The sequence below is a fragment of the Labedella phragmitis genome (assembly GCF_004078635.1).
GTDB classification, from domain to species: domain Bacteria; phylum Actinomycetota; class Actinomycetes; order Actinomycetales; family Microbacteriaceae; genus Labedella; species Labedella phragmitis.
Window position 1 is genome coordinate 370,435 of sequence record NZ_RZNB01000001.1, and the last position, 20,430, is coordinate 390,864.

The 20,430-nt window shown below is 69.5% G+C and carries 17 protein-coding genes; 9 read left to right on the plus strand and 8 right to left on the minus strand.

Features of this window, described 5'->3' with window-relative positions; genetic code table 11:
* The first annotated feature begins 19 nt into the window (after positions 1-19).
* On the plus strand, positions 20-4,255 hold the full coding sequence (locus ELQ90_RS01830) for a DUF11 domain-containing protein (RefSeq protein ID WP_243695956.1): 4,236 nt from the start codon (positions 20-22) through the stop codon (positions 4,253-4,255).
* Between the two features lie 445 nt (positions 4,256-4,700).
* Entirely contained in the window at positions 4,701-6,104 is a 1,404-nt protein-coding gene (locus ELQ90_RS01835) for a helix-turn-helix transcriptional regulator (RefSeq protein WP_128493555.1), read from the plus strand.
* Positions 6,105-6,344: 240 nt separating this feature from the next.
* On the opposite strand, the gene trhO is transcribed toward ELQ90_RS01835, so the two are convergent.
* Positions 6,345-7,235: an oxygen-dependent tRNA uridine(34) hydroxylase TrhO gene (gene trhO, locus ELQ90_RS01840; RefSeq protein ID WP_128493556.1), complete on the minus strand. Its 891-nt coding sequence runs from the start codon at positions 7,233-7,235 to the stop codon at positions 6,345-6,347.
* Between the two features lie 49 nt (positions 7,236-7,284).
* On the minus strand, positions 7,285-8,253 hold the full coding sequence (locus ELQ90_RS01845; RefSeq protein WP_128493557.1) for an NAD(P)/FAD-dependent oxidoreductase: 969 nt from the start codon (positions 8,251-8,253) through the stop codon (positions 7,285-7,287).
* A 133-nt stretch (positions 8,254-8,386) separates the two neighbouring features.
* Here ELQ90_RS01845 and ELQ90_RS01850 point away from each other — a divergent pair, with 133 nt between their 5' ends.
* Positions 8,387-9,034, plus strand: coding sequence for a helix-turn-helix domain-containing protein (locus ELQ90_RS01850; RefSeq protein WP_128493558.1), 648 nt, complete (start codon positions 8,387-8,389; stop codon positions 9,032-9,034).
* A 4-nt stretch (positions 9,035-9,038) separates the two neighbouring features.
* On the opposite strand, the gene ELQ90_RS01855 is transcribed toward ELQ90_RS01850, so the two are convergent.
* Complete coding sequence (locus ELQ90_RS01855; RefSeq protein WP_128493559.1) at positions 9,039-9,683, minus strand: SseB family protein; 645 nt, start codon at positions 9,681-9,683, stop codon at positions 9,039-9,041.
* A gap of 140 nt (positions 9,684-9,823) precedes the next feature.
* Between ELQ90_RS01855 and ELQ90_RS01860 the strand changes: the two genes are divergently transcribed.
* Positions 9,824-10,588 carry an SDR family NAD(P)-dependent oxidoreductase gene (locus ELQ90_RS01860; RefSeq protein WP_128493560.1) on the plus strand — a complete coding sequence of 255 codons (765 nt, stop codon included), beginning with the start codon at positions 9,824-9,826 and terminating at the stop codon, positions 10,586-10,588.
* A complete protein-coding gene (locus ELQ90_RS01865; protein ID WP_128493561.1) occupies positions 10,585-11,229 on the plus strand; it encodes a hypothetical protein in 645 nt (214 codons plus the stop codon). The genes ELQ90_RS01860 and ELQ90_RS01865 overlap by 4 nt, the downstream gene beginning before the upstream one ends.
* A gap of 71 nt (positions 11,230-11,300) precedes the next feature.
* Here the strand turns inward: ELQ90_RS01865 and ELQ90_RS01870 are convergent, their stop codons facing one another.
* Genes ELQ90_RS01870 through ELQ90_RS01880 form a run of 3 tightly spaced genes read right to left on the minus strand, consistent with a single transcriptional unit; the run spans position 11,301 to position 14,109 of the window.
* The gene (locus tag ELQ90_RS01870; protein ID WP_128493562.1) at positions 11,301-12,800 is read right to left on the minus strand and encodes a glycosyltransferase family 39 protein; all 1,500 of its coding nucleotides are present in this window, start codon (positions 12,798-12,800) and stop codon (positions 11,301-11,303) included.
* On the minus strand, positions 12,797-13,510 hold the full coding sequence (locus ELQ90_RS01875; protein ID WP_128494095.1) for a polyprenol monophosphomannose synthase: 714 nt from the start codon (positions 13,508-13,510) through the stop codon (positions 12,797-12,799). The genes ELQ90_RS01870 and ELQ90_RS01875 overlap by 4 nt, the downstream gene beginning before the upstream one ends.
* Positions 13,511-13,533: 23 nt before the next feature.
* Positions 13,534-14,109 (minus strand): GtrA family protein, encoded by a 576-nt coding sequence (locus tag ELQ90_RS01880; RefSeq protein WP_128493563.1) that lies wholly within the window; start codon positions 14,107-14,109, stop codon positions 13,534-13,536.
* A 163-nt stretch (positions 14,110-14,272) separates the two neighbouring features.
* Here ELQ90_RS01880 and ELQ90_RS01885 point away from each other — a divergent pair, with 163 nt between their 5' ends.
* From ELQ90_RS01885 to ELQ90_RS01895, 3 genes are all read left to right on the plus strand, one after another.
* Positions 14,273-14,641 carry a VOC family protein gene (locus ELQ90_RS01885; RefSeq protein WP_128493564.1) on the plus strand — a complete coding sequence of 123 codons (369 nt, stop codon included), beginning with the start codon at positions 14,273-14,275 and terminating at the stop codon, positions 14,639-14,641.
* A gap of 104 nt (positions 14,642-14,745) precedes the next feature.
* Positions 14,746-16,263: an MmgE/PrpD family protein gene (locus ELQ90_RS01890; protein ID WP_128493565.1), complete on the plus strand. Its 1,518-nt coding sequence runs from the start codon at positions 14,746-14,748 to the stop codon at positions 16,261-16,263.
* A 184-nt stretch (positions 16,264-16,447) separates the two neighbouring features.
* Positions 16,448-17,008: an acyl-CoA thioesterase gene (locus tag ELQ90_RS01895; protein ID WP_128493566.1), complete on the plus strand. Its 561-nt coding sequence runs from the start codon at positions 16,448-16,450 to the stop codon at positions 17,006-17,008.
* Between the two features lie 12 nt (positions 17,009-17,020).
* On the opposite strand, the gene ELQ90_RS01900 is transcribed toward ELQ90_RS01895, so the two are convergent.
* On the minus strand, positions 17,021-17,266 hold the full coding sequence (locus ELQ90_RS01900) for a hypothetical protein (protein WP_128493567.1): 246 nt from the start codon (positions 17,264-17,266) through the stop codon (positions 17,021-17,023).
* An 85-nt stretch (positions 17,267-17,351) separates the two neighbouring features.
* Between ELQ90_RS01900 and ELQ90_RS01905 the strand changes: the two genes are divergently transcribed.
* Complete coding sequence (locus ELQ90_RS01905) at positions 17,352-18,476, plus strand: DNA-3-methyladenine glycosylase family protein (protein ID WP_208020540.1); 1,125 nt, start codon at positions 17,352-17,354, stop codon at positions 18,474-18,476.
* Positions 18,477-18,512: 36 nt separating this feature from the next.
* Here ELQ90_RS01905 and ELQ90_RS01910 read toward each other — a convergent pair whose 3' ends face one another.
* On the minus strand, positions 18,513-20,150 hold the full coding sequence (locus ELQ90_RS01910) for a phytoene desaturase family protein (protein ID WP_128494096.1): 1,638 nt from the start codon (positions 20,148-20,150) through the stop codon (positions 18,513-18,515).
* Between the last annotated feature and the right edge of the window lie 280 nt (positions 20,151-20,430).

The following is a 20,430-nucleotide window of genomic DNA, read 5'->3' on the forward strand; positions in this document are numbered from 1 at the left end:
GCTATCGGAGGGAATCGCTGTGCCGGATCGCACGCCATCACACACCGTCGACGGGGAGAGACGGTTGATTGTGCGTCGACCGTCCCGCTTCCTGTCGGCTCTACTCAGCACCGTGCTCGGGGTCGCGAGCCTCACGGCAGGATTCGCCGTCGCCGCTGCGCCGGCCAGCGCCGTGCCGGGAACACCGGGAACGCCGCAGGCCAATTCGGTCGCGTTCGAGGAGGACTTCGAGTACGGCGTCGAAACGACGCCCGTCCTCCTCACCGACTACACGAGCGCGACCGGCCAGGAGTACACGGCCGACCCCGTGTGGTTGACCAACTGCAACGGCCAGATCCGCAGCTTCGACATGCCGTCGACGACTCTCGGGAACTGCGCGAGCGAAAACTACACGTCGAACCTCGGTCAGCTCGCGTATGCCCTCGGCGCGAACAACGGCGATGCCGACCCCGGCGCGAATGGCGTCGTCGCGGCCTACACGGAAAACAACCCCGGAGCGAATGCCGTCGAGTTCCAGACGGCGACGAACATTCCGCTCGCATCGGCTTCCGGACGGTTCCTGACCTTCAGCGTCGACACGGCGGCCGTCAACTGCCAGGTGTCCGCGCCGCAGTATCAGTTCGCCTTCCTCAACGAGGCTGGCACGGCGACCAACATCGGTGGCCAGATCAACGCCTGCAGCTCCTCGAACACCGTCGCCGTCCCGGCCTATGGGAACCTCGCCGCGCGGAGCGTCAACGTCGACACCTACACGTCGAACGGTTCCGTCCTCTTCACGGGTTCGACTCTCGGCATCCGTATGACGAACGCGAACGGTTCGGGTATCGGCAACGATGCGGCCTTCGACAACATCCGCGTCCTCGACGTGACCCCGCAACTCGACAAGTCGTTCAGCCCGACCTCGATCCGCTTCGGTCAGACGAGCACGCTCACCTTCACCGTCACGAACACCGAGGAGCTCGCGGCGAAGAACGGCTGGTCCTTCACCGACGCGCTGCCCGAGGGTCTTTCCGTCGCCGATCCATCGAACGCGGCGACCACCTGTTCCGCAGGCGTCGTCACGGCTGCTCCCGGCGCCGACTCGGTCGCCGTGTCGGGCAACCTGGACGCCGGCCAGACCTCCTGCACGGTGACCGTGACCGTTGCTCCCGACGGACCCGGCTCATACACGAACGGTCCCGACAACGTCACGACCACGGGACTCAACCCTCCCGGCGAGTCGACGCTCACCGTCGCCGACGCAGACATCCCGCTCGTGACCTGCACCACCGACCCGGTGATCTTCAACACGGGCCACGACGCCACGACCGGCGGACAGACCCCGGACGGCGCTCTCGACCAGCGCTGGACGGTGGCCGGCGGAGTCGACGGACTCAACTACGTGCCCGGGGCACCCCCTGCAGGCCCATCACCGGCGGCCCTTCCCCCCGCCGGTACGACCTATTCGGCCGCTTTCGCAGGCAAGGGCAACGCCCTCTGGGATGACAGCCTCTCCGGCGAGTCCCAGTGGATCTCCGCGAATTATGTCGTAGGGCAGAACCAGTCCGCGGGGTACGGCACGTGGTACTACCGGTATCAGTTCGAGCTCGACGCCGCCGTAGAGCCCACGTCGTTCGAGCTCCGGATGAACTGGATGGCCGACAACAGCGTCAACGGCGTATGGGTCAACGACGAGGCGCAGACCGGCGCGAACTTGCCGCAGAGCCCCGATGCGCCCTACGTCGGTGCTGGATTCTTCCGTGAGAACGCCGCATCGACGACCCTCGACGGCCCGTGGCAGACGGGCCTGAACACGATCCTGGTCGAGGTCAAGAGCGCGTCTCCCGCTCAGGGCTTCAACGCCGAGGTCGAGTCGGTGGCGCTGTGCCCCGCCCCCTCGTACACGGTCGCCAAGACCTCGTCCGTCGAGACGACGACGGAAGGCGGCACGGTCGCCTATTCCATCGCCGTGACGAACACGGGCAACGTGCCGTACACGGCCGACGAGCCGGCGTCATTCTCGGACGACCTCTCGGGCGTGCTCGACGACGCCGCCTACAACGGGGACGCCTCGAACGGCGCGACGCTATCGGGAGAGACGGTCACGTGGTCGGGCCCGCTCGCCCTCGGCGAGACGGTCACCATCACCTATTCGGTGACGGTCGACGACCCCGTCACGGGGGATCACATCCTCGAGAACGCGGTGCTCCCCACGGGTCCTGGTGGCGTCTGTTCACCCGAGGACGGGTGCACGACGACGACGGAGGTCGCGTCGTACACCACGACGAAGACGGCGTCCTCCGCGACGGCGAATCCCGGTGACACGATCACCTACACGGTCACCGTCACGAACACGGGTGCTGCCGCCTACACGGCGGAGGCTCCCGCCGCATTCGACGACGACCTCTCGGCCGTGCTCGACGATGCGACGTACAACGGTGATGCGACGAACGGCGCCGTCGTCGACGGGGCCACGCTGACCTGGTCCGGCGCGCTCGCGGTGGACGAGGCGATAACGATCGTGTATTCCGTGACCGTCGCAGCCCCGGGAACCGGTGACGGCGTTCTCACGAACGCGGTCGTTCCGACAGGACCCGGCGGCGAGTGCGTCGGCGAGTGCACCACGACGACCGAGCTGCAGTCCTACTCGGTCGCGAAGACCTCGTCGGCCGCGACCGTCAACCCGGGTGACGTCGTGACCTACACCGTGACCGTCACGAACACCGGCACGGCGGCGTACATGGACGAGGCTCCGGCCTCGTTCACGGACGACCTCACGGCGGTGCTCGACGACGCGACGTACAACGACGACGCGTCGAACGGTGCGACGGTGTCCGGTGTGACGCTGACCTGGTCGGGTCCGCTCGCGGTGGGCGACGTCGTCACGATCACCTACTCGGTGACGGTCGCCTCGCCCGTCAACGGCGACAACGACCTGCGTAACGTCGTCGTCCCGACGGGCCCCGGCGGCGATTGCGAGACCGAGGGCGGTTGCGAGACGAGCACCCTCGTCCAGTCGTACACGGCGACGAAGACCGCCGACACCGACGAGGTCGTCCTCGGCGACACCGTGACCTACACGGTCGTGCTCGAGAACTCCGGTGAGGTCGCCTACACGGACGCCGAGCCGGCGACCTTCACGGACGACCTGACCGCGATCCTCGACGACGCGACGTACAACGACGACGCGTCGAACGGTGCGACGTACGCCGCCCCGACGATCGCGTGGTCCGGCCCGCTCGCCATCGGCGAGACGGTGACGATCACGTACTCGGTGACGGTCAACGACCCGGCGACGGGTGACGGCGTCATGCCGAACGCGGTCGTCACGGGCGTCGGCGGCAACTGCGAGCCCGGCTCCAACGACCCGGCGTGCCTCGTGGAGATCCCCGCGAAGTCGTTCACGGTGGCGAAGTCGGCCTCCGATGCGACGGCGACGCCCGGCGGCACCCTCACCTACACGGTGACGGTGACCAACACCGGCAAGGCCGCGTACACCGCTGAAGACCCCGCATCGTTCGCGGACGACCTCTCGGGAGTGCTCGACGACGCCGCGTACAACGACGACGCGTCGAACGGCGCGGTCGTGTCGGGTGACGAACTCACCTGGTCCGGCCCGCTCGCCGTCGGCGAGACGATCGAGATCACCTACTCGGTGACGGTCGACGACCCCATCGAGGGTGACGAGTCGCTCGCCAACTTCGTGCGCCCGACGTCTCCCGGCGGCGAGTGCGCGACGGAGGACAGCTGTTCCACCACGACGCCGGTTCGCTCCTTCGAGGTCGTCAAGACCGTCGACGCCACGTCGATCGAGCCGGGTGCGACGGTGACCTACACGATCACCATCACGAACACCGGAACGGCGGACTACACCGACGCCGCGCCGGCGTCCTTCACCGACGACATGTCTGACGTGCTCGACGACGCGGCCTACAACGACGACGCGACGAATGGTGCGACCTACGCCGCGCCCGTGCTGTCGTGGTCCGGTGCCCTCGGGGTCGGTGAGGACGCGGTCGTGACCTACTCGGTCACGGTCAACGCATCGGCCACGGGTGACGGAACGCTCACGAACGCCGTCGTGACGCCGCTCGGCGGGAACTGCGTCGCCGGGTCGGATGACGCGGACTGCGCGGTCTCCTCGACCGTCGTGCAGCCTCCGCTCGCCGTCACGGGTGCGGGCCTCGACCTCGTGCTCGCCGCCCTCGCCGCAGCCCTCACCATCGCCATGGGCCTCGGGATCGTGATGGCACGTCGCCGCTCGACCGTCGAGTGACAGGAGGGGCCCGATCGCGCAGCGGTCGGGCCCCTCGGCCAGGGAAGCCCGCTATCGCATCTGCGGTGGCGGGCTTCTCGTTGTGCCAGGACGTCGACCGCAACACGCGCGATGGCTCACTGTCCGTCGATCGGTGCAGACCGCGCACGCTGTGGATTTCGTCCTGCTGTCGACACCGGGTCACACCGATTGAGCACGCAATATGGCTAATTGCCCCCCGATCGAGGCACGCCGCCCTCCACGCTCTCGTGGTCCGGGGTACCTAAACTGGGCGGAGTGAGTGTGACCACTACGAGGGGTAGCGTGCGCAGTGCCAGTCGAGAGCGATGCCGGAGATCGAGATATCACCGAACCCGGCGAACTCACTCGTCGAATCCGAGAGACGGCATCGACCGAGGGATGGCCCAAAGCGAGGCAGCTGATTGGTCGGCACTGGGACCACCTCATGGTCGCCGCTCCTCGTGAGCTGCTCGATGCGGTTCATTCCCTTCCCGCGTCATCGCTGGTCGAGGAGCCCGGCCTCGTCGTCGCGGCCACCTATCTTCAGCGTGTCTTGATCGACGGGGACCCGAGCCGGTTCTCCCACGACATCCGGACGGATGAACTCGCCACATCGCCCGGCACGCCCCTGGTCCAGCGACTCATCCTCCTGACGGGCCAGATCGCGACCGCCGTCGGTGCGGGGGACACCGAGCGCGCGCTGACGGTCGTGGAGGCGGCTCGCGCGGAACTGGCGAGCGCGACCCCGGAGGACGAGGCGCACATGAGGCCGACTCTTCCTCACCTGCGGTTGCAGTGGGCGCGAGCGATGGACGTCTCCGACCGGATGGGTGCCGCCGACGAATACGAGCGGGCGTACGAACTCGCACAGCTCACGGATCAAAGCCATGTCGCGCGCCGTGCCGCGGCCCATCTCGCGTGGTTGCAGACCAGCCAGGGTCACCTCGAGGTGGGCGAGTCGTGGATCGGACGGGCCGGCGCGCTCGAGTCCAACCCGCGGTACGACGCGCCTCTGTACCTCGCTCGTGCGCTCCTATGCATCGACCGCAACGAGTTCGAGAGCGCCGCCGTGGAGTTCGCACGGCTGTCCGTGCTGCCGGTCGGCGAGTACTGGGCGGCGTCGCTCTGGGTCTCGTCGATGCGCGTGCGGTCGGCCGTCGAGGCCGTCCCCCTTCACGCCGAACTGGCCCGCCAGCTCGATCGGCACTCGGAGGCGGAGAGGGAGGCGCCGGCCAACCGCCGGTATCTACGCGCCGCGAGGCTGCGATTGTCGCTCTTCCGCCCCTCGATCCATCGCGCGTCCCCGCCCGATCCCTCGACGAGCCTCGACCACCTGGTGATCGCGACCGAGGCACTGCACCGAGGGGCCTACCGGACGTCCACCGTCCACGGCGCCGAGGCGGTGGACCGCTCACACACTCCCCGTGGCCTCGCGAGTGCCCTCCTCGTGCGGGCCGCGGCGCTCAGCAGCCTCAAGCAGACGTCGCACGCCGTCGACGTCGGGCTCCAGGCGCAAGCGCTCATCGATTCAGGACGTCTCTACTCCCCGTACCGATTGCTCCCCGCGGGTTCGATCGAACGGCTCGCCGACCAGATGCCCGCGGAGGTCGGTGCACGTCTGCTCACCCTCGCGTACGGTCAGCGGGCGCCCGAGATCGGCTCCCTCACCTCCCGGCAGACGGAGATCCTCCGCGCTCTCACGGATGACCGGCCACTCGCCGAGGTCGCCGCGAGCCTGTACATCAGCGTCAACACCCTCAAGAGTGCGCTCAAGAAGATCTACGGCATCCTCGGCGTCAACTCCCGTCAGCAGGCCGCCGACCTCGCGAGGCGATCTGGCCTCCGGTGACCGTGAACTGACGTCGGTCGTCTCCCGTCTTGGTGCCGTGCCCCGGAACCACCCGCGGCGGCTCCCCGAACCACCCCGCCGCCGGCCCACAGCACGAGCCGAGTCGAGCAGACTGGGGTGCGGCCGGTGCGTCGGCCAACGCGTGGTCATTCTCCGCCCCCCAGTGGAGGCCGCGCCAGTCCCTGAACCTGGCCCGGCCTCCACCATGCGCAGCGCCCTGTCGGCGGTCGCCGTCCCGGATCAGGCCACCGCGTGGGCGTCGCAGGTGACCCGGTCGTGACGTCCACAGACGACGAGTTGTTCCCGGCACGAGAGATCGTCGCAATTGCGCATCTCCTTCGTCGCCGCTTCGCACACGACGCAGCGGCCGATGACGGCGGTGTGGTCGCTGAAGTCGACGGACATGCGCTTGTCGAAGACGTAGAGGGAGCCGTTCCAGAGACCGTCGTCGCCGAAGCGTTCGCCGTACCGGACGATGCCGCCGTCGAGTTGGTAGACCTCGGAGAATCCGCGCGCGACCATGAGACTCGAGAGGACCTCGCAGCGGACCCCGCCCGTGCAGTACGTCACGACGGGTTTGTCCTTCAGGTGGTCATAAGCGCCCGAGTCGAGGACGTCGACGAAGTCGCGCGTCGTCGCCACATCGGGCACGACGGCTCCGGCGAAGCGACCGATCTCGGCCTCGAACGCGTTGCGGCCGTCGAAGAGGACGAGGTCGTCGCGCTCCGCCGCGAGGGCGTGCAGCTCTTCCGGGCTGAGGCGCTTTCCGCCGTCGACGACCCCCTCTGCCGTGACGCGCAATTCGTCCGGAGCTCCGAAGGAGACGATCTCCTCCCGCACCTTGACGCTGAGCTTCGGGAAGTCGGTGCTCAAGCCGTTCTCGTCGAGGCCCGTGCCCTCCGACCACTTGACGTCGAGGTCTCGGAAGGGCGCGTACTCCTTGGTGCGGCGGAGATAGCGCTTCACACCGTCGAGGTCGCCGCCGACGGTGCCGTTGATGCCGTCGGTGGAGAGGAGGATTCGGCCGCGGAGCCCATTGGCCTCGCAGAGCTCCCGCTGCCAGAGCCGGATCGCTTCGGGATCGGCGAGCGGTGTGAACGCGTAGAACAGCAGGATCTTGGGAACGGCCACGTCTCAGTCTACGTTCGGTCGTGACGGTCGCTGAGCTTGTCGATGCGGATCAGGCGCGAGCGGCGAGTGCCGCGCGCGTGTCCTCCTGAATGAGATCGGCGTTGATCACCGCTCCCGCCTGCAGACCGGCGGCCGCGCCGGAGACGACCTGGGTCTTGAACTCCGTGACGTTGCCGGCGGCGTAGACACCCGTCACACTCGTCCGCCCCATCTCGTCGACCGGCACGATCGAGCCGAAGAGCGTGCCGCCCTGGAGGAACTCCTCGGTCTCGATACCGAGGGGAGCGAGCACGTCGGCGCGGGCCCAGACCCGCGTCGCGACGGCGAGGGCCTCGATCGGTACGTGCGTCCCGCCCTCGAGGCGGACGGAGGCGATCTGCTCACCGTTCGAGACGAGCTCGGTGACGCGACCCGACACGACCTCCACGCCGCGTGCCGCGAACTCCTCCCACTGCTCGTCGCTCGGCTCGAACGCGTCGTTGAGGAACAGCACGATCCGCTCGCTCACCTGACGGAAGAGCGACACCTGGTGGGCGGCGAGTGCGCTCGTCGCGAGCACGCCGATCACGCGGTCGCGCACCTCCCAGCCGTGGCAGTACGGGCAGTGCACCACGCCGCGGCCCCACTGCTCGGCGACCCCTGGAACATCCGGCAACTCGTCGCGCGCCCCGGTGGCGGCGAGGATCCGCCGCGCGACGACGGTCCGGTCACCGGTGCTCCCGTCCGCTCGGACGGATACCCGGAAGCGCTCGCCATCACGATCGATCGAGGTCACCGCACCGTCGAGGACGCGTACGCCGTACTGCTCCACCTCGGCGCGACCGATCGCGTAGAGCTCCCGGGGCGGCGTGCCCTCACGACCGAGATAGTTGTGCACGTGGCCCGCCGGCGCGTTCCGCGGGTCTCCCGAGTCGACGACGAGCACCGACCGGCGCGACCGGCCGAGAGCGAGGGCTCCGCTCAGCCCCGTCGCCCCGCCGCCGATCACCACGACATCCACCGTCTCGTTCGATTCCATGTTCCTGCCTCTCCATGCCTCGATCCCGCTCTCGCGGGGAGCGCGATCAGCCGCGCAGCTCGAGCGTGGACGCAGTGTGCGTCTTTGACAAGGTTCCTTGCCGAAACGGCAACGGACATGCAGGCTGGAGGACATGACATCGCACTCCTCGCACGACGCACCGAGCCGTCCGTCGGCCGTCCATCTTCAGGCGATCGACCCGGCCGTCACGACGGAGGAGGTGCTCGGCGGCGTCGGCGCACGTCTGCGGTCGCTGCGCACACGGCGGAACATGACCCTCGGCGAACTCTCCGCCGTGACGGGCATCTCGGTCAGTACGCTCTCCCGGCTCGAGTCCGGGGGACGCAAGCCGACCCTCGAACTCCTCCTGCCTCTCGCGCGCGCTCACCACGTCCCGCTCGACGAACTCGTCGCGGCACCGGCGACCGGGGACCCGCGCATCCACATGAAGCCCATTCGGCGACATGGCCGCACCTTCATCCCGCTGACGAAGCGTCCGAGCGGTGTGCAGTCGTACAAGCAGCTCGTGCCGCCGTCGACGGGGGAGCCGGAGCCGAAGACGCACGAGGGCTACGAGTGGATGTACGTCCTGTCGGGGCGCATCCGGCTTGTCCTCGGCGAGCACGACCTCGAGCTCGGGCCTGGCGAGGTCGCCGAGTTCGACACACGAGTGCCGCACTGGATCGGCAACCCGGGCACCGAGACGGCGGAACTGCTCAACCTCTTCGGTCCCCAGGGCGAGCGGCTGCACGTGCGAGCGAGTCCGAAACCCGCGAGGTGAGGCGTCAGTCCGCCGCGTTCGCGGCGATCGCCTCCGCGACGCCTTCCGGCGAGATCTCGAGCCCCAAGCGCGATCCAGGGTTCACGACCACGCCGATGAGCGGGCCGAGGGTCGGGAAGAGGGCCGAGACGGGGATCGACAACGCATAGGGCGCCGCCTCTCCGGCCTCGGGTGGAACCCGCTCGCCGTGCGTGAACATCGCGAGCATGCGGATCTCGCCCTTCGGGACGTACAGGGGCTGTAGTTCCGCCATCGAGCCCGTCGTCACGGTGCCGGACAGGATGATGCCGTTGCTCCGCCAGAGCGTCGCGAGTACGTCGGAGACGGGTGCGAGCCCCATCATTCCGCGCCGGATCCCCTCCTCGGCCGGGGTGAGGATCGACTCGCCCGCGACGTCGAGCGGAGCCGGTCCAGCGGCCTCGTCGAGGATCTCGCTCGCGTCGTCGGGGATCGCCCCCGCGGGCCGATACTCCGGATTCGGCCGGAAGTCGCCGACGATCTCGCCGCGCGCGTCCGAGCGCCAGGCGCCGACGATGAGGTGCGGCGGCACCTCGCCGTCCGGCTCCGCCACGGTCGGGTCGAGTTCGTACACCCACGCCCCGCGGTGCTCGCGAGCGGTGGCCCTCGCGCGTTCGCTCGGCGTCTTCACGGCGGCCTCCTCCTCGCGCACAGCGGATCGGAGGTCTCCTCTCCGCCTGTGTCGGCAACGCTACTCCGCGATCGCCGCGCGTCCACCCCCGCTTCCGGTCGTCGGTCGGTACGGCTAACCTCGAAGGGGAGGCGCGCGACATGGATCTGGCTGATCGCACGGCGGTGGTGTCGGGAGGCGTGTCCGGTCTCGGTTTCGCGACCGCTCGCGGGCTCGTCGCTCGTGGCGCCCACGTTGTGCTGCTCGACCTTCCGTCCTCACGCGGCGCCGATGCGGCGGCCGAGCTCGGTGACCGAGCGGTCTTCGTCGCGGGCGACGTCACGGTCGAGGACGACGTTCGCGTAGCGCTCGAGGCTGTCCCGACGGGGCGCCCGCTCGGCGTCGTCGTGGCTTGCGCCGGGGTCGCCGATCCGGGTCGCGTGCTCGGTCGCGACGGCGTCCTGCCTCTCACCGCTTTCGATCGCGTCGTCCGCATCAACCTGCTCGGGACGTTCAACCTCGTGCGGCTCGCCGCCGAGGCGCTCGCGGCCGTGCCAGCCGACGACGCCGGGGAGCGTGGCGTCATCGTCCAGACGGCGTCGGTCGCCGCTTTCGACGGCCAGATCGGCCAAGCGGCGTACGCCGCGTCGAAAGGCGCCGTCGCAGCGATGACCCTGCCGCTCGCTCGTGAATTCGCCCGCATCGGCGTGCGCGTCGTCACGATAGCGCCGGGCGTCATGGAGACGCCGATGATGGCCGCGCTCCCAGAGGACGCACAAGCATCGCTGGGTGCGCAGGTCCCGTTCCCGCCGCGCCTCGGTCGACCGGAGGAGTACGCCTCCCTCGTGCTCCACGCGATCGACAACGGCTACCTCAACGGAGAGACGATCCGCCTCGACGGCTCGATCCGGATGGCTCCGCGGTGACGCCCTCGCCGTTCCGGCGTCCGAAGCGCCGCAAGATCAACCCGTACGTCCCGCTCGAGACGCGCGATCCCGCGTCCATCGAGAAGGTCGTCGAGGAGGGCATGGCCATCGCGCGCCACGCCATCGCCATGAGCGTCAAGAACCAGGTCCTCATCGACATCCTCCGACAGGACGGCGTGTACGTGGCCGACGCCTACACCGGCATCATCCGCGACGAGCTCGTGCGATTCGCGCGGGAGCAGCGCGGCTACGCCGCGCGCATGGAGGAGGAACTCCGCCGGGTCGCGTCGCGCCCGGGCCGGTCGCAGCACCAGCACGACTACCGCACGCGCGACCGCGCGATCCTCGAGCGACGCCGTGACGGCTACGCTCGACTCGCCGACGCCCTCGAGGGCGCCGCCGACGAGGACGAGGTCATCGCGGACATCGCGGAGAGCGCCAGGGAGGGCGCGTGGCGCGAGGTGTCGGCGACCCTCGAGGCGCGGCTCCGGAACGAGCAGCAGTCGGCCACCCGCGACCCGCGGTACGAGGAGGATCGCGCGGAGCGGATGCGCCTCGTCGCCGAGGTCGACCTCGGCGTGCTGCGCTCGTCGCACCGCACCTCGTGGGGCGAGATCGAGGACTTCGACGACTGGGTCTGAGGCCGTGCCGACGCGTCAGCGCGTGACGGCCGGCGCTCGGCCACCGGTGCTCGCTCGTCAGCGCTCGCGGGTCAGGGCAGGCGTTCGAAGCGGCGTAGCTCGGTGAAATCGAGCGTCTCCGCGTCCGTCATCGTGAATCCCGCGCGCGACAGCAGGTCGAGCGTCCGGCTGCTGTTCCAGTCCATCGAGTCTGGCCACACCACCCAGACGCCGTCGACGGTGCGGAGGCGCTCTTCGAGCACGGGGCGCTCCACGAGCTCATCGCGGAGCCGACCGTTCGACCGGTGCGACTCCTCGAGGGCGATGTCGTCGTAGCCGCGCAACTGCTCGCCGTAGACGGTGTTCGTGCCGCGCGTGTACTGGAACGGCGCGCGGACCTCGTCGTTGAAGAGGACCGCGTCGCCCGGTTCGAACCGGTCCTCGAGGAAGGCCGCCGTCTCGCGCCAGCCGTTCTGGTAGCGGAACGGATCGCGTTGCGCCTGGTACGAGCCGGCGGTGAGCGCGGCGAGCCCCAGCACCGCGAGGACGCGGACGGCCCGCCACGGCACGAGCGACAGGCCCGTCCCCACCAGGAGGGCGATCGCGGCGGCGCCCGTCGCGAGGTAGCGCGGGGTGTAGAAGGGCTCGATGAGCGACACCGCCACGAGCAGGGTCGTCGGCAGCAGCAGCCATGGCAGCGCCACGACGAGCATCGGGCGGAGCCGGGGCATCCGGGTGAGGCCGAGGACGACGACGACGATCGCGATCGACCACGCCACGAGGGCGAAGCCGGCGGCGGTCCGGAACCACTGCTCGACGATGACCTCGCCGACCGTCTCGAGACGCACCTCGTGGATCCACCCCACCTGCCCGCGCTGGCCAGCGCTCAGGAGGACGATGGGCGATGCCAGGAGCGCGGCGCCCGCGGCGGCGACGGCGAATCCCACGACGGATCGAAGACCACGGCGGGCGATGAGCACCGTGAGTCCGTGAGCGACCACGACGAGAGCGCTGTTGAGGAAGAGGGCGACCATGAAACTCGCGAGGAGGCCGTAGCCGAGCCACCAGCGCTTGCGACCGTCCTCCAGTGCCGTCACGAAGACGACCGTGAGCCAGGTCGCGACGGCGACGCTCCACGGGTACGAGCGCGCCTCGACCCCCATGTCCGTGATGGCGGGAAGCAGCATGAGGACGAGGCCCGTGAGGATCCCCGCGGAGCGTCCGACCAGCCGCTGTCCGAGGACGACGGCGCCGGCGACGGCCACCCCGACGAGCAGTGCGCTCGGGAGCCGGAGGAACGTCGGATCGATGGCCGTCAGACCGAAGAAGGCCCTCATGAGGAGGTAGTAGACCGCGTGCACGGCATCGACCTGTTGCGTGACCATCGTGATCAGGCCGTCGACCGGTCGATCGAGCGCGCTGTACGTGGCCTCCTCGTCCGCCCAGAAATCGGGGATCCAGAAACCGAAACCCGCGACGACGGCGCCGACGAGGCCGAGCATGACGGCGTCCCACCGGTGCACGAAGCGGCGCGAGAGGCGCTCGTCGGAGCGCTCGTCGGACAACTCGGCGGCGGTCACGGCGGCGGTCATCGCGCGCGCCGCAGGACACGGCGGGCGAATCCCCACTGCGTCACCTTCAGCATCGCCTCGATGACGATGCTGCGGCTCATCTTCGACTCTCCGTGCTCGCGCTCTCGGAACTCGATCGGAACCTCGACGATCGATTCACCCGCATCGAGGACGCGCAGGGTCATGTCCACCTGGAAGCAATAGCCGTGGGAGTCGATGTCGTCGAGAGGGATCCGCTCGAGGAGTTCCGCGCGGTACACGCGGTAGCCGGCGGTCGCGTCCTTCACACCGATGCCGAGGGCGATGCGTGCGTAGGCGTTGCCTGCCCGACTGAGCGCCTCCCGGCTCTTCGGCCAGTTCACGACGCTTCCGCCGTCGACCCAGCGGGAACCGATGACGAGCCCCGGTCGTGTCGGTCTGTCGAGAGCGGCGACCATGGTGGGGAGCGTCTCCGGCGGGTGCGACCCGTCGGCGTCCATCTCGACGAGGACGTCGTATCCGCGGGAGATACCCCAGTGCATCGCGGCGATGTAGGCGGCGCCGAGTCCGTTCTTCTCGGTGCGGCGGAGCACGTGCACGCGGGGGTCGATGCGGGAGCGCGCTTCAGCGAGGTCGGCCGTGCCGTCGGGGCTGCCGTCGTCCACGACGAGGGCGTGCGCCTCGGGGAACGCCGTCAGGAGGCGGTCGAGGATCCGCTCGACGTTGTCGCGCTCCTGATACGTCGGGATCATCACGAGTGTTCGTTTCGAGTCCGTCACGTGTCGGCCTGCTCCTTGTCGATCTCCTCGGCCACGTCCTCGAGCGGCGCGTCGGCGAGCGTCGCAGCGAGCACGCGCTCCTCGATCTCCTGCTCGTCCAACTCGCGACCGGGGGTGCGGTGGTGCCCCCACACCCAGAACCGATAGAGGAGGAAACGGAACACGGTGCCGAGCCCGAGCCCGACGACGTTTGCGGCGATGTTGTCTGCGAGCAGGCTCGTGAGACCGAGGACGTGGTGACTGATCCAGAGGCAGAAGAGCCCGATGAGGAGTCCGCCGATCGAGACGACGACGTACTCCAGGAACTCGCGGAAGACGTCCGGGCGCCGGTGCGCGCGGAAGGTCCAGTACCGGTTGCCGACCCAGTTGAAGACGATCGCGACGGACGTGCTCACGAGCTTCGCCCCGATGGCGCCTTGGAAGAAGTGGTCGGTGCCGAAGACCCCGAGACGCAGCAGGTTGAAGAGCCCCACGTCGATCGCGAAACCGATCAGACCGACGACGCCGAATTTGACGGCGTATCGCAGGACCCGCTCCCACAGGTAGGTCGCGAGGGACCGGATGCCGGACATGACGATCCCCTCATAACCGCTCGCTGTGGACGTGCCGCACGATTGCGGGCCCGGACAAGACTATCGGAGGCTCGTCGAAACGGAGGCGAGGGGCACGGGGTGTGGAGGAGAGCCGCTCGCGCCACCCCTCGTCGTGCGTCGGTGCGTCTCCTAGGCTTCGCGCATGGGACGAATCATCCACGTCGAGCTCACGACCGACGACCTCCACGGCGCCTCCGACTTCTTCTCCAGTGCCTTCGGGTGGCAGTTCTCGCCCTCGGCGTTCGTCGAGGACTACCTGACCGCCGACACCGGGGCAGGGGGTGGGATCGACGGCGCCCTCATGACGGCCGTGCAGCAGAAGCAGTCCGTCATCGTGTGGATCGAGGTCGAGGACATCCACGACGCGGTCCGCGACGTCGAGAAGGCCGGGGGGCGAGCGCTCGGGGAGATCCACGAGCTGCACGGCGAGGGCCTCGTGACCTACGTCGCCGACCCGACGGGACTCGTCTTCGGCGTGAAGCAGCCGGCCCCGACCGACGACGCCCTGTGAGACGCGCCGACCGCCCCTACTCGGGACCGAGTGCTCCGAACAAGCCGACGAAGCGGCGTCCACCCGCTCAATAGACTGATCAGGCGTCGAAAGGACCCCTCCCCGTGAAGACCCACTTCCTCCGCACCCACCGGAGTTCAGAGAACCTGCCGCGAGAAGGGCAGCTCGCCTGGGCGATCGCGGAGGTCGCCGCCGACCCAGTCGAGGTCGCACCGGAGGTCGCGGAGATGGTGATCAATCGCGTCATCGACAACGCCGCCGTCGCCGCCGCGTCCCTCAACCGTGCGCCCGTCGTCGCGGCGCGTTCGCAAGCGCTCGCGCACCCCGTGACCACCGGGGGCGACGGCGCGACCGTCTTCGGTCCCGACCTCGCGCGCCGCGTCTCTCCCGAATGGGCGGCATGGGCCAACGGGGTCGCCGTGCGTGAACTCGACTTCCACGACACGTTCCTCGCCGCCGAGTACTCGCACCCCGGCGACAACATCCCGCCGATCGTCGCGGTCGCGCAGCACGTCGGGGCGAACGGGCACGACGTCGTACGCGGCATCGCGACGGGCTATGAGATCCAGGTCGATCTCGTGAAGGCCATCAGCCTCCACGCGCACAAGATCGACCACGTCGCCCACCTCGGCCCGTCGGCGGCCGCCGGAATCGGGACGCTCCTCGGCCTGCCCGTCGAGACGATCTTCCAGGCGGTGAATCAGGCGCTCCACACCACGACGGCGACGCGGCAGTCGCGCAAGGGCCAGATCTCCACGTGGAAGGCACACGCGCCGGCGTTCGCCGGGAAGATGGCCGTCGAGGCGATCGACCGGGCGATGCGCGGACAGACGTCGCCGGAACCGATCTGGGAGGGCGAGGACGGCGTCATCGCGTGGCTCCTCGGCGGACCGGACGCGACGTACGACGTGCCGCTGCCGGAGTCCGGCGAGGCCAAGCGCGGCATCCTCGACACGTACACGAAGGAGCACTCGGCCGAGTACCAGGCGCAGGCCTGGATCGACCTCGCACGCCGACTGCACACCGCGTACCCGGCCCTCGCGGATCCCTCGGCGGTCGAGTCGATCGTGCTGCACTCGTCGCACCACACGCACTACGTGATCGGTTCGGGGTCGGGCGATCCCCAGAAGTACGACCCGGCCGCCTCGCGCGAGACCCTCGACCACTCGATCCCCTACATCGTCGCTGTCGCGCTGCAGGACGGCGGCTGGCACCACGTCGACTCGTACACCCCCGAGCGCGCCGGGCGCCCCGACACCGTCGAACTGTGGCGCAAGATCACGACGGCAGAGGACGAGGAGTGGACCCGTCGCTACCACGCGACGGACCCGGCCGAGAAAGCCTTCGGTGGTCGCCTCGTCGCAACCCTCACGGACGGGTCGACGATCGTCGAGGAGATCGCGGTCGCGGACGCCCACCCGCTCGGCGCGCGCCCGTTCGCGCGGGAGCAGTACGTGCAGAAGTTCCGCACCCTCGCCCACGGTGTGCTCGAGGAGACGGAGATCGAGCGCTTCCTCGGCCTCGCCGAACGGCTCCCGGAGCTCGACGCGCACGAGGTCCGTGGCCTCACCATCCAGCGCGGCGCCGCGCTCCTCGACGTCTCCCCGCGCGGCCTCTTCTAGGGGCGGGGTCCCTGTGCTTGTCGCGCGTCGACAGGCTCAGCGACCGTGTGGTGGAGTCGAGCAAGCGAGTTCCGGTCCCCGGGGTTGTCGAAGGGGGATGCGAAAGACCACCTAACGGCACGTCCCTTTGGCGACCGGCCACAACGGCGGCCCTCTCCGACGATCGGCCGGGTAGCGTTCCCGCATGCACCTCATCTTCCGGACGCTGCTCGTGATCGCTCGCGCCCAGTCGCTCTTCCGCCGCGGGAAGACCATCGGGCACTACGACGTCGGGCGACTGCGGTTGCGCACACTGCCGACGGACCTCGATCTCAACGGGCACATGAACAACGGCGTCTACTTCTCGATGCTCGACCTCGGCCGTTTCGAGCTGACGATCCGCAGCGGGATCTACGCGATCTTCCAGAAGCACTCGTGGTACCCCGTCGTCGCGTCGGAGACGATCACGTTCCGGAAATCGCTCACGCTCTGGCAGCGCTTCACGATCGAGTCGCGCATCGTGGGCTACGACGAACGTGCCGTCCTCATGGATCAGCGCATCGTCGTGAAGGGCGAGGTGTACGCCCGCGCGATCATCCGCGCGCGCATTCTCAGGAAGACCGGTGGGCCGGTCCCGATGCAGGAGGTCCTCGACGCCGTTGGTGTGCCTCCGCGCAGACTGCACAAGGAGGAGTGGATCGAGCGCTGGGCCGAGTCCGTCGTGCTGCCGTCGACCCGCACTGCCGCCCCGTCCGAATGGGACTAGCTGCGCCCGACGTCAGTCGGTCGAGTCGTTCAGTTCGCGCTCGAGGTCCTCGGGACCGAGGCGATGCCCGGGCGACGGTGTCCGGAGCGCCGACGGTCGGCCGTGGGGCTCGGCCACGAGAGCGGCATCGGCGACGGCGTCGGGGACGCCCGTCGTCTCGTTGACGTCGGAGTCGACGTCTGAGTCGATCTCGCGGTCGCGGGGGTCCTCGTCGCGCCGGGGTTCATGCGCGGGCATGAAGGGTTCGGATGTGCTCATGGTGCCAGTGTGCGCCGTCCGGGTGACGGGGCGGTGAACGATGTCGCCGGCCCGATGTCGGTGGGGTCGGGTTAGGGTTGCCGCAATGTCCGAACCCGTCAGCCTCGCCGAGCTCCCGCAGCTCGCCGACATCACCGCGCCGATCGAGCCGCTCCCCGTCGACGCCGCGGTAGCGGTGGGTTCGCGCTCGCTCGACGGCGCGGTCGCTGCGGCGCTCGCCGAGGCGCCGGCCCCCTCGCATCCGGTTGCCGGCGATCGCCGCGAGAGGTCGTCACGACCGGCTCCTGATCCGCACCTCTCCACGGTCTACCGGCCGTCCGCGCACTTCGACCTCGCCGCGACCGTGTCGGTGTTCTCGCGTGGCGGAGACGGTCCGTGCTTTCGGCGCGACTCGACCGGTTTCTGGCTCACGATGCGCACACCTCACGGGGCGGCGACCCTCTGGCTCCGGCAGCGTCGCGGAGACGGTCTCGGCGGCGAGATCGACGCTCGCGCGTGGGGGCCGGGGCGTGAATGGACGATCGCCCGCGTGCCGCATCTCCTCGGTGCCCACGACGACTGGTCCGCCCTCGACGTGTCCAGGAGCCCGCTCCTCTCCGAGGTGCTGCACCGCAATCCGGGCATCCGTCTGGCCGCGGGCGGCCTCGTCTTCGAGATGCTCGTGCCGGCGATCATCGAGCAGAAGGTCACGGTCGTGGAGGCGTGGGGAGCATGGCGCCGACTCGTGCGTCGCCACGGTGAGGCCGCGCCCGGGCCCGCTCCCGAGGGTATGTTCGTCGCGCCCGACGCCGAGGCCTGGCGTTTCATCCCCAGTTGGGAGTGGCACGCCGCCGGAGTCGACCCGCGCCGATCCCAGACGGTCGTGCGAGCGAGCCGTGTCGCCGAGGCCATCGATCGCTCGGCCGACGTCGACGCCGGTGAGGCCGGCCGTCGACTGCAGAGTCTTCCGGGCATCGGGGTGTGGACGTCCGCCGAGGTCACCCTCCGGGCGCACGGTGATCCCGATGCGGTGAGCGTCGGCGACTACCACCTCGCCGCCACGGTCGGCACGGCGCTCACGGGCTCCGCCGTCGACGACGACGGCATGCTCGAGTTGCTCGCGCCGTGGGCCGGGCAGCGTCAGCGCGTCCTCCGACTCATCGAGCGCAGCGGCATCCGCAAACCGCGTCGCGGGCCGCGCATCACCATCCAGGACCACCGCCGCCACTGACGTACCGCCTCCTTCAGAGACCGATGCGCCCCGGTTTCAACGGCCGGCGGTGGTGTCCGCCTCGAGCACGGCCATCGCCGCGTTGTGGCCACCCAGCCCGCTCACCGCGCCGCCGCGACGCGCGCCCGAGCCGCACAGCAGGATGCGGTCGTGGCCCGTCGAGACGCCCCAGCGCTGCGCCGGCGTCTCGCGCGGCTCGTCGTCCTCGAGGAACGGCCAGTCGAGACCACCGTGGAAGATGTTGCCCTTCGGCAGCCCGAGGATGTGATCGAGGTCCTTCGTCGTCTTCGTCTCGACGCACAGGGCGCCGGACGGGTCGCGCATGATGACGTCCTCGATCGGTTCGGCCAATACGCTGTCGAGCGATTCGAGAACGGCGCGTGTCAGTGCTGCGCGGGCGTCGCCCTCGTCCATCCCGTCGAGCAGGTGGTCCGGAACGTGAAGACCGAAGACGGTGAGCGTGTGTGCGCCGGACGCCTGGAGCTCCTCCGACAGGATGCTCGGATCCGTGAGGGTGTGGCAGTAGATCTCGCACGGCAGCGGTGAGGGGATCGACCCGGCGAGAGCCTGCTGACGAGCCTCCTCGAGCTGCGACCAGGACTCGTTGATGTGGAAGGTTCCGGCGAACGCCTCCTCGGGGCGGACGCTCTCGTCCTTGAGCCGCGGGAGGCGGGTGAGCATGAGGTTGACCTTCACTTGAGAACCCTCGCGCGGGTGGCCGCCGGGCGTCCCGGTGCGGGCGGTCCGCTCGAAGCCGGAAGCGTCGAGCAGTGCGTCGAGCGTCGGAGTGGAGACGCCCGAGAGGACCCACCGGGCCGTCACGGTTCGCTCCTCACGAGGGGCCCCCTCGAGGAAGCGGACCCGGCCGTCGGGCGTGACGGCGATGACTTCGGCGTCCGTCCGGATGCTCGCGCCTTCGCGACGTGCCGCGAGCGCGAGCTCACCCGAGACGGCGCCCATGCCACCGACGGGCACGTCCCAGCGGCCGTCGCCCTGCCCGATGAGGTGGTACAGGAAGCAACGGTTCTGCTCGAGGTCCTCGTCGAACGCTCCAGCGAAGGTTCCGATGAGCGCATCCGTCAGGAGCACGCCGCGCACGAGGTCGTTCTCGTGAGTGCGCTCGATGACCGCCCCGATCGGTTGCTCGATCATCGCGTCCCAGACCTCGTCGGCCCGCGCGTCTCCGCCGGCGATCACGCGGTCACGTGCCTCGCTGCGCGTGAGCAAGGGCTCCATGAGCGTCGGCCACAGCGTCTCGGTGAGTTGGCGGCAGTCCTCGGAGAACAGGTCGAACTGCCGAGCGTCGTCGGGCGCTCCGATCGCGGCGAAGGACTCGGCCGTGCGCGCATCGTCGTCGACCGTCACGAGCAGGCCGGTCTCCCCTCCCGTCGCGGGGTCGGGTGTGTAGGAGGAGACGCGCCGTCGGGCGAGCGTGAGATGCAATCCGAGGTCGTCGATGATGCGCGGGGGGAGGAGGCTCACGAGGTAGGAGTAGCGCGAGAGCCGAGCGTCGACCCCCGGGAACGCCTCGGCCGACACGGCTGCTCCGCCGACCTGCGAGAGCCGTTCGAGCACGAGCACGCTCTTGCCCGCACGCCCCAGATAGGCGGCGGCGACGAGCGCGTTGTGTCCGCCGCCCACGATGACGACGTCGTAGTCGTACGCGACGCCCATCGGCGCGTCGGATGACACGGTTTGGGTGTGCTCGGAGAGGTCGGGGTCTCGCTCGGCGGCAGTCACGCGCTCAGCCTACGACCGCGGGGCCGTCGGGGCGACGGTCCGCGCACGAGCACACGAGCGCCTCCGATTGCAAGCCCGACGAAGAGACTCCTGATCGGGTCATATGCTCGCTCGGAGGCGGCATCGTCGGTCGTCCGCGCGCCGCCTGCGGACGCGGCGCGGCGGGGACCATAAATACTCCTCGATTAGCCATATTGCGAAGATCTTGGGAGGA

What these genes read in the sequence shown, in the direction of transcription:
- ELQ90_RS01835 (WP_128493555.1), top strand. Translation starts at nt 4,701, where the DNA reads ATGGTCGCCGCTCCTCGTGAGCTGCTCGATGCGGTTCATTCCCTTCCC.
- ELQ90_RS01910 (WP_128494096.1), bottom strand. Translation starts at nt 20,150, where the DNA reads ATGGGCGTCGCGTACGACTACGACGTCGTCATCGTGGGCGGCGGACAC.
- ELQ90_RS01870 (WP_128493562.1), bottom strand. Translation starts at nt 12,800, where the DNA reads ATGACCGCCGCCGTGACCGCCGCCGAGTTGTCCGACGAGCGCTCCGAC.
- ELQ90_RS01845 (WP_128493557.1), bottom strand. Translation starts at nt 8,253, where the DNA reads ATGGAATCGAACGAGACGGTGGATGTCGTGGTGATCGGCGGCGGGGCG.
- ELQ90_RS01885 (WP_128493564.1), top strand. Translation starts at nt 14,273, where the DNA reads ATGGGACGAATCATCCACGTCGAGCTCACGACCGACGACCTCCACGGC.
- ELQ90_RS01850 (WP_128493558.1), top strand. Translation starts at nt 8,387, where the DNA reads ATGACATCGCACTCCTCGCACGACGCACCGAGCCGTCCGTCGGCCGTC.
- ELQ90_RS01860 (WP_128493560.1), top strand. Translation starts at nt 9,824, where the DNA reads ATGGATCTGGCTGATCGCACGGCGGTGGTGTCGGGAGGCGTGTCCGGT.
- ELQ90_RS01895 (WP_128493566.1), top strand. Translation starts at nt 16,448, where the DNA reads ATGCACCTCATCTTCCGGACGCTGCTCGTGATCGCTCGCGCCCAGTCG.
- ELQ90_RS01875 (WP_128494095.1), bottom strand. Translation starts at nt 13,510, where the DNA reads ATGATCCCGACGTATCAGGAGCGCGACAACGTCGAGCGGATCCTCGAC.
- ELQ90_RS01905 (WP_208020540.1), top strand. Translation starts at nt 17,352, where the DNA reads ATGTCCGAACCCGTCAGCCTCGCCGAGCTCCCGCAGCTCGCCGACATC.
- ELQ90_RS01880 (WP_128493563.1), bottom strand. Translation starts at nt 14,109, where the DNA reads ATGTCCGGCATCCGGTCCCTCGCGACCTACCTGTGGGAGCGGGTCCTG.
- ELQ90_RS01900 (WP_128493567.1), bottom strand. Translation starts at nt 17,266, where the DNA reads ATGAGCACATCCGAACCCTTCATGCCCGCGCATGAACCCCGGCGCGAC.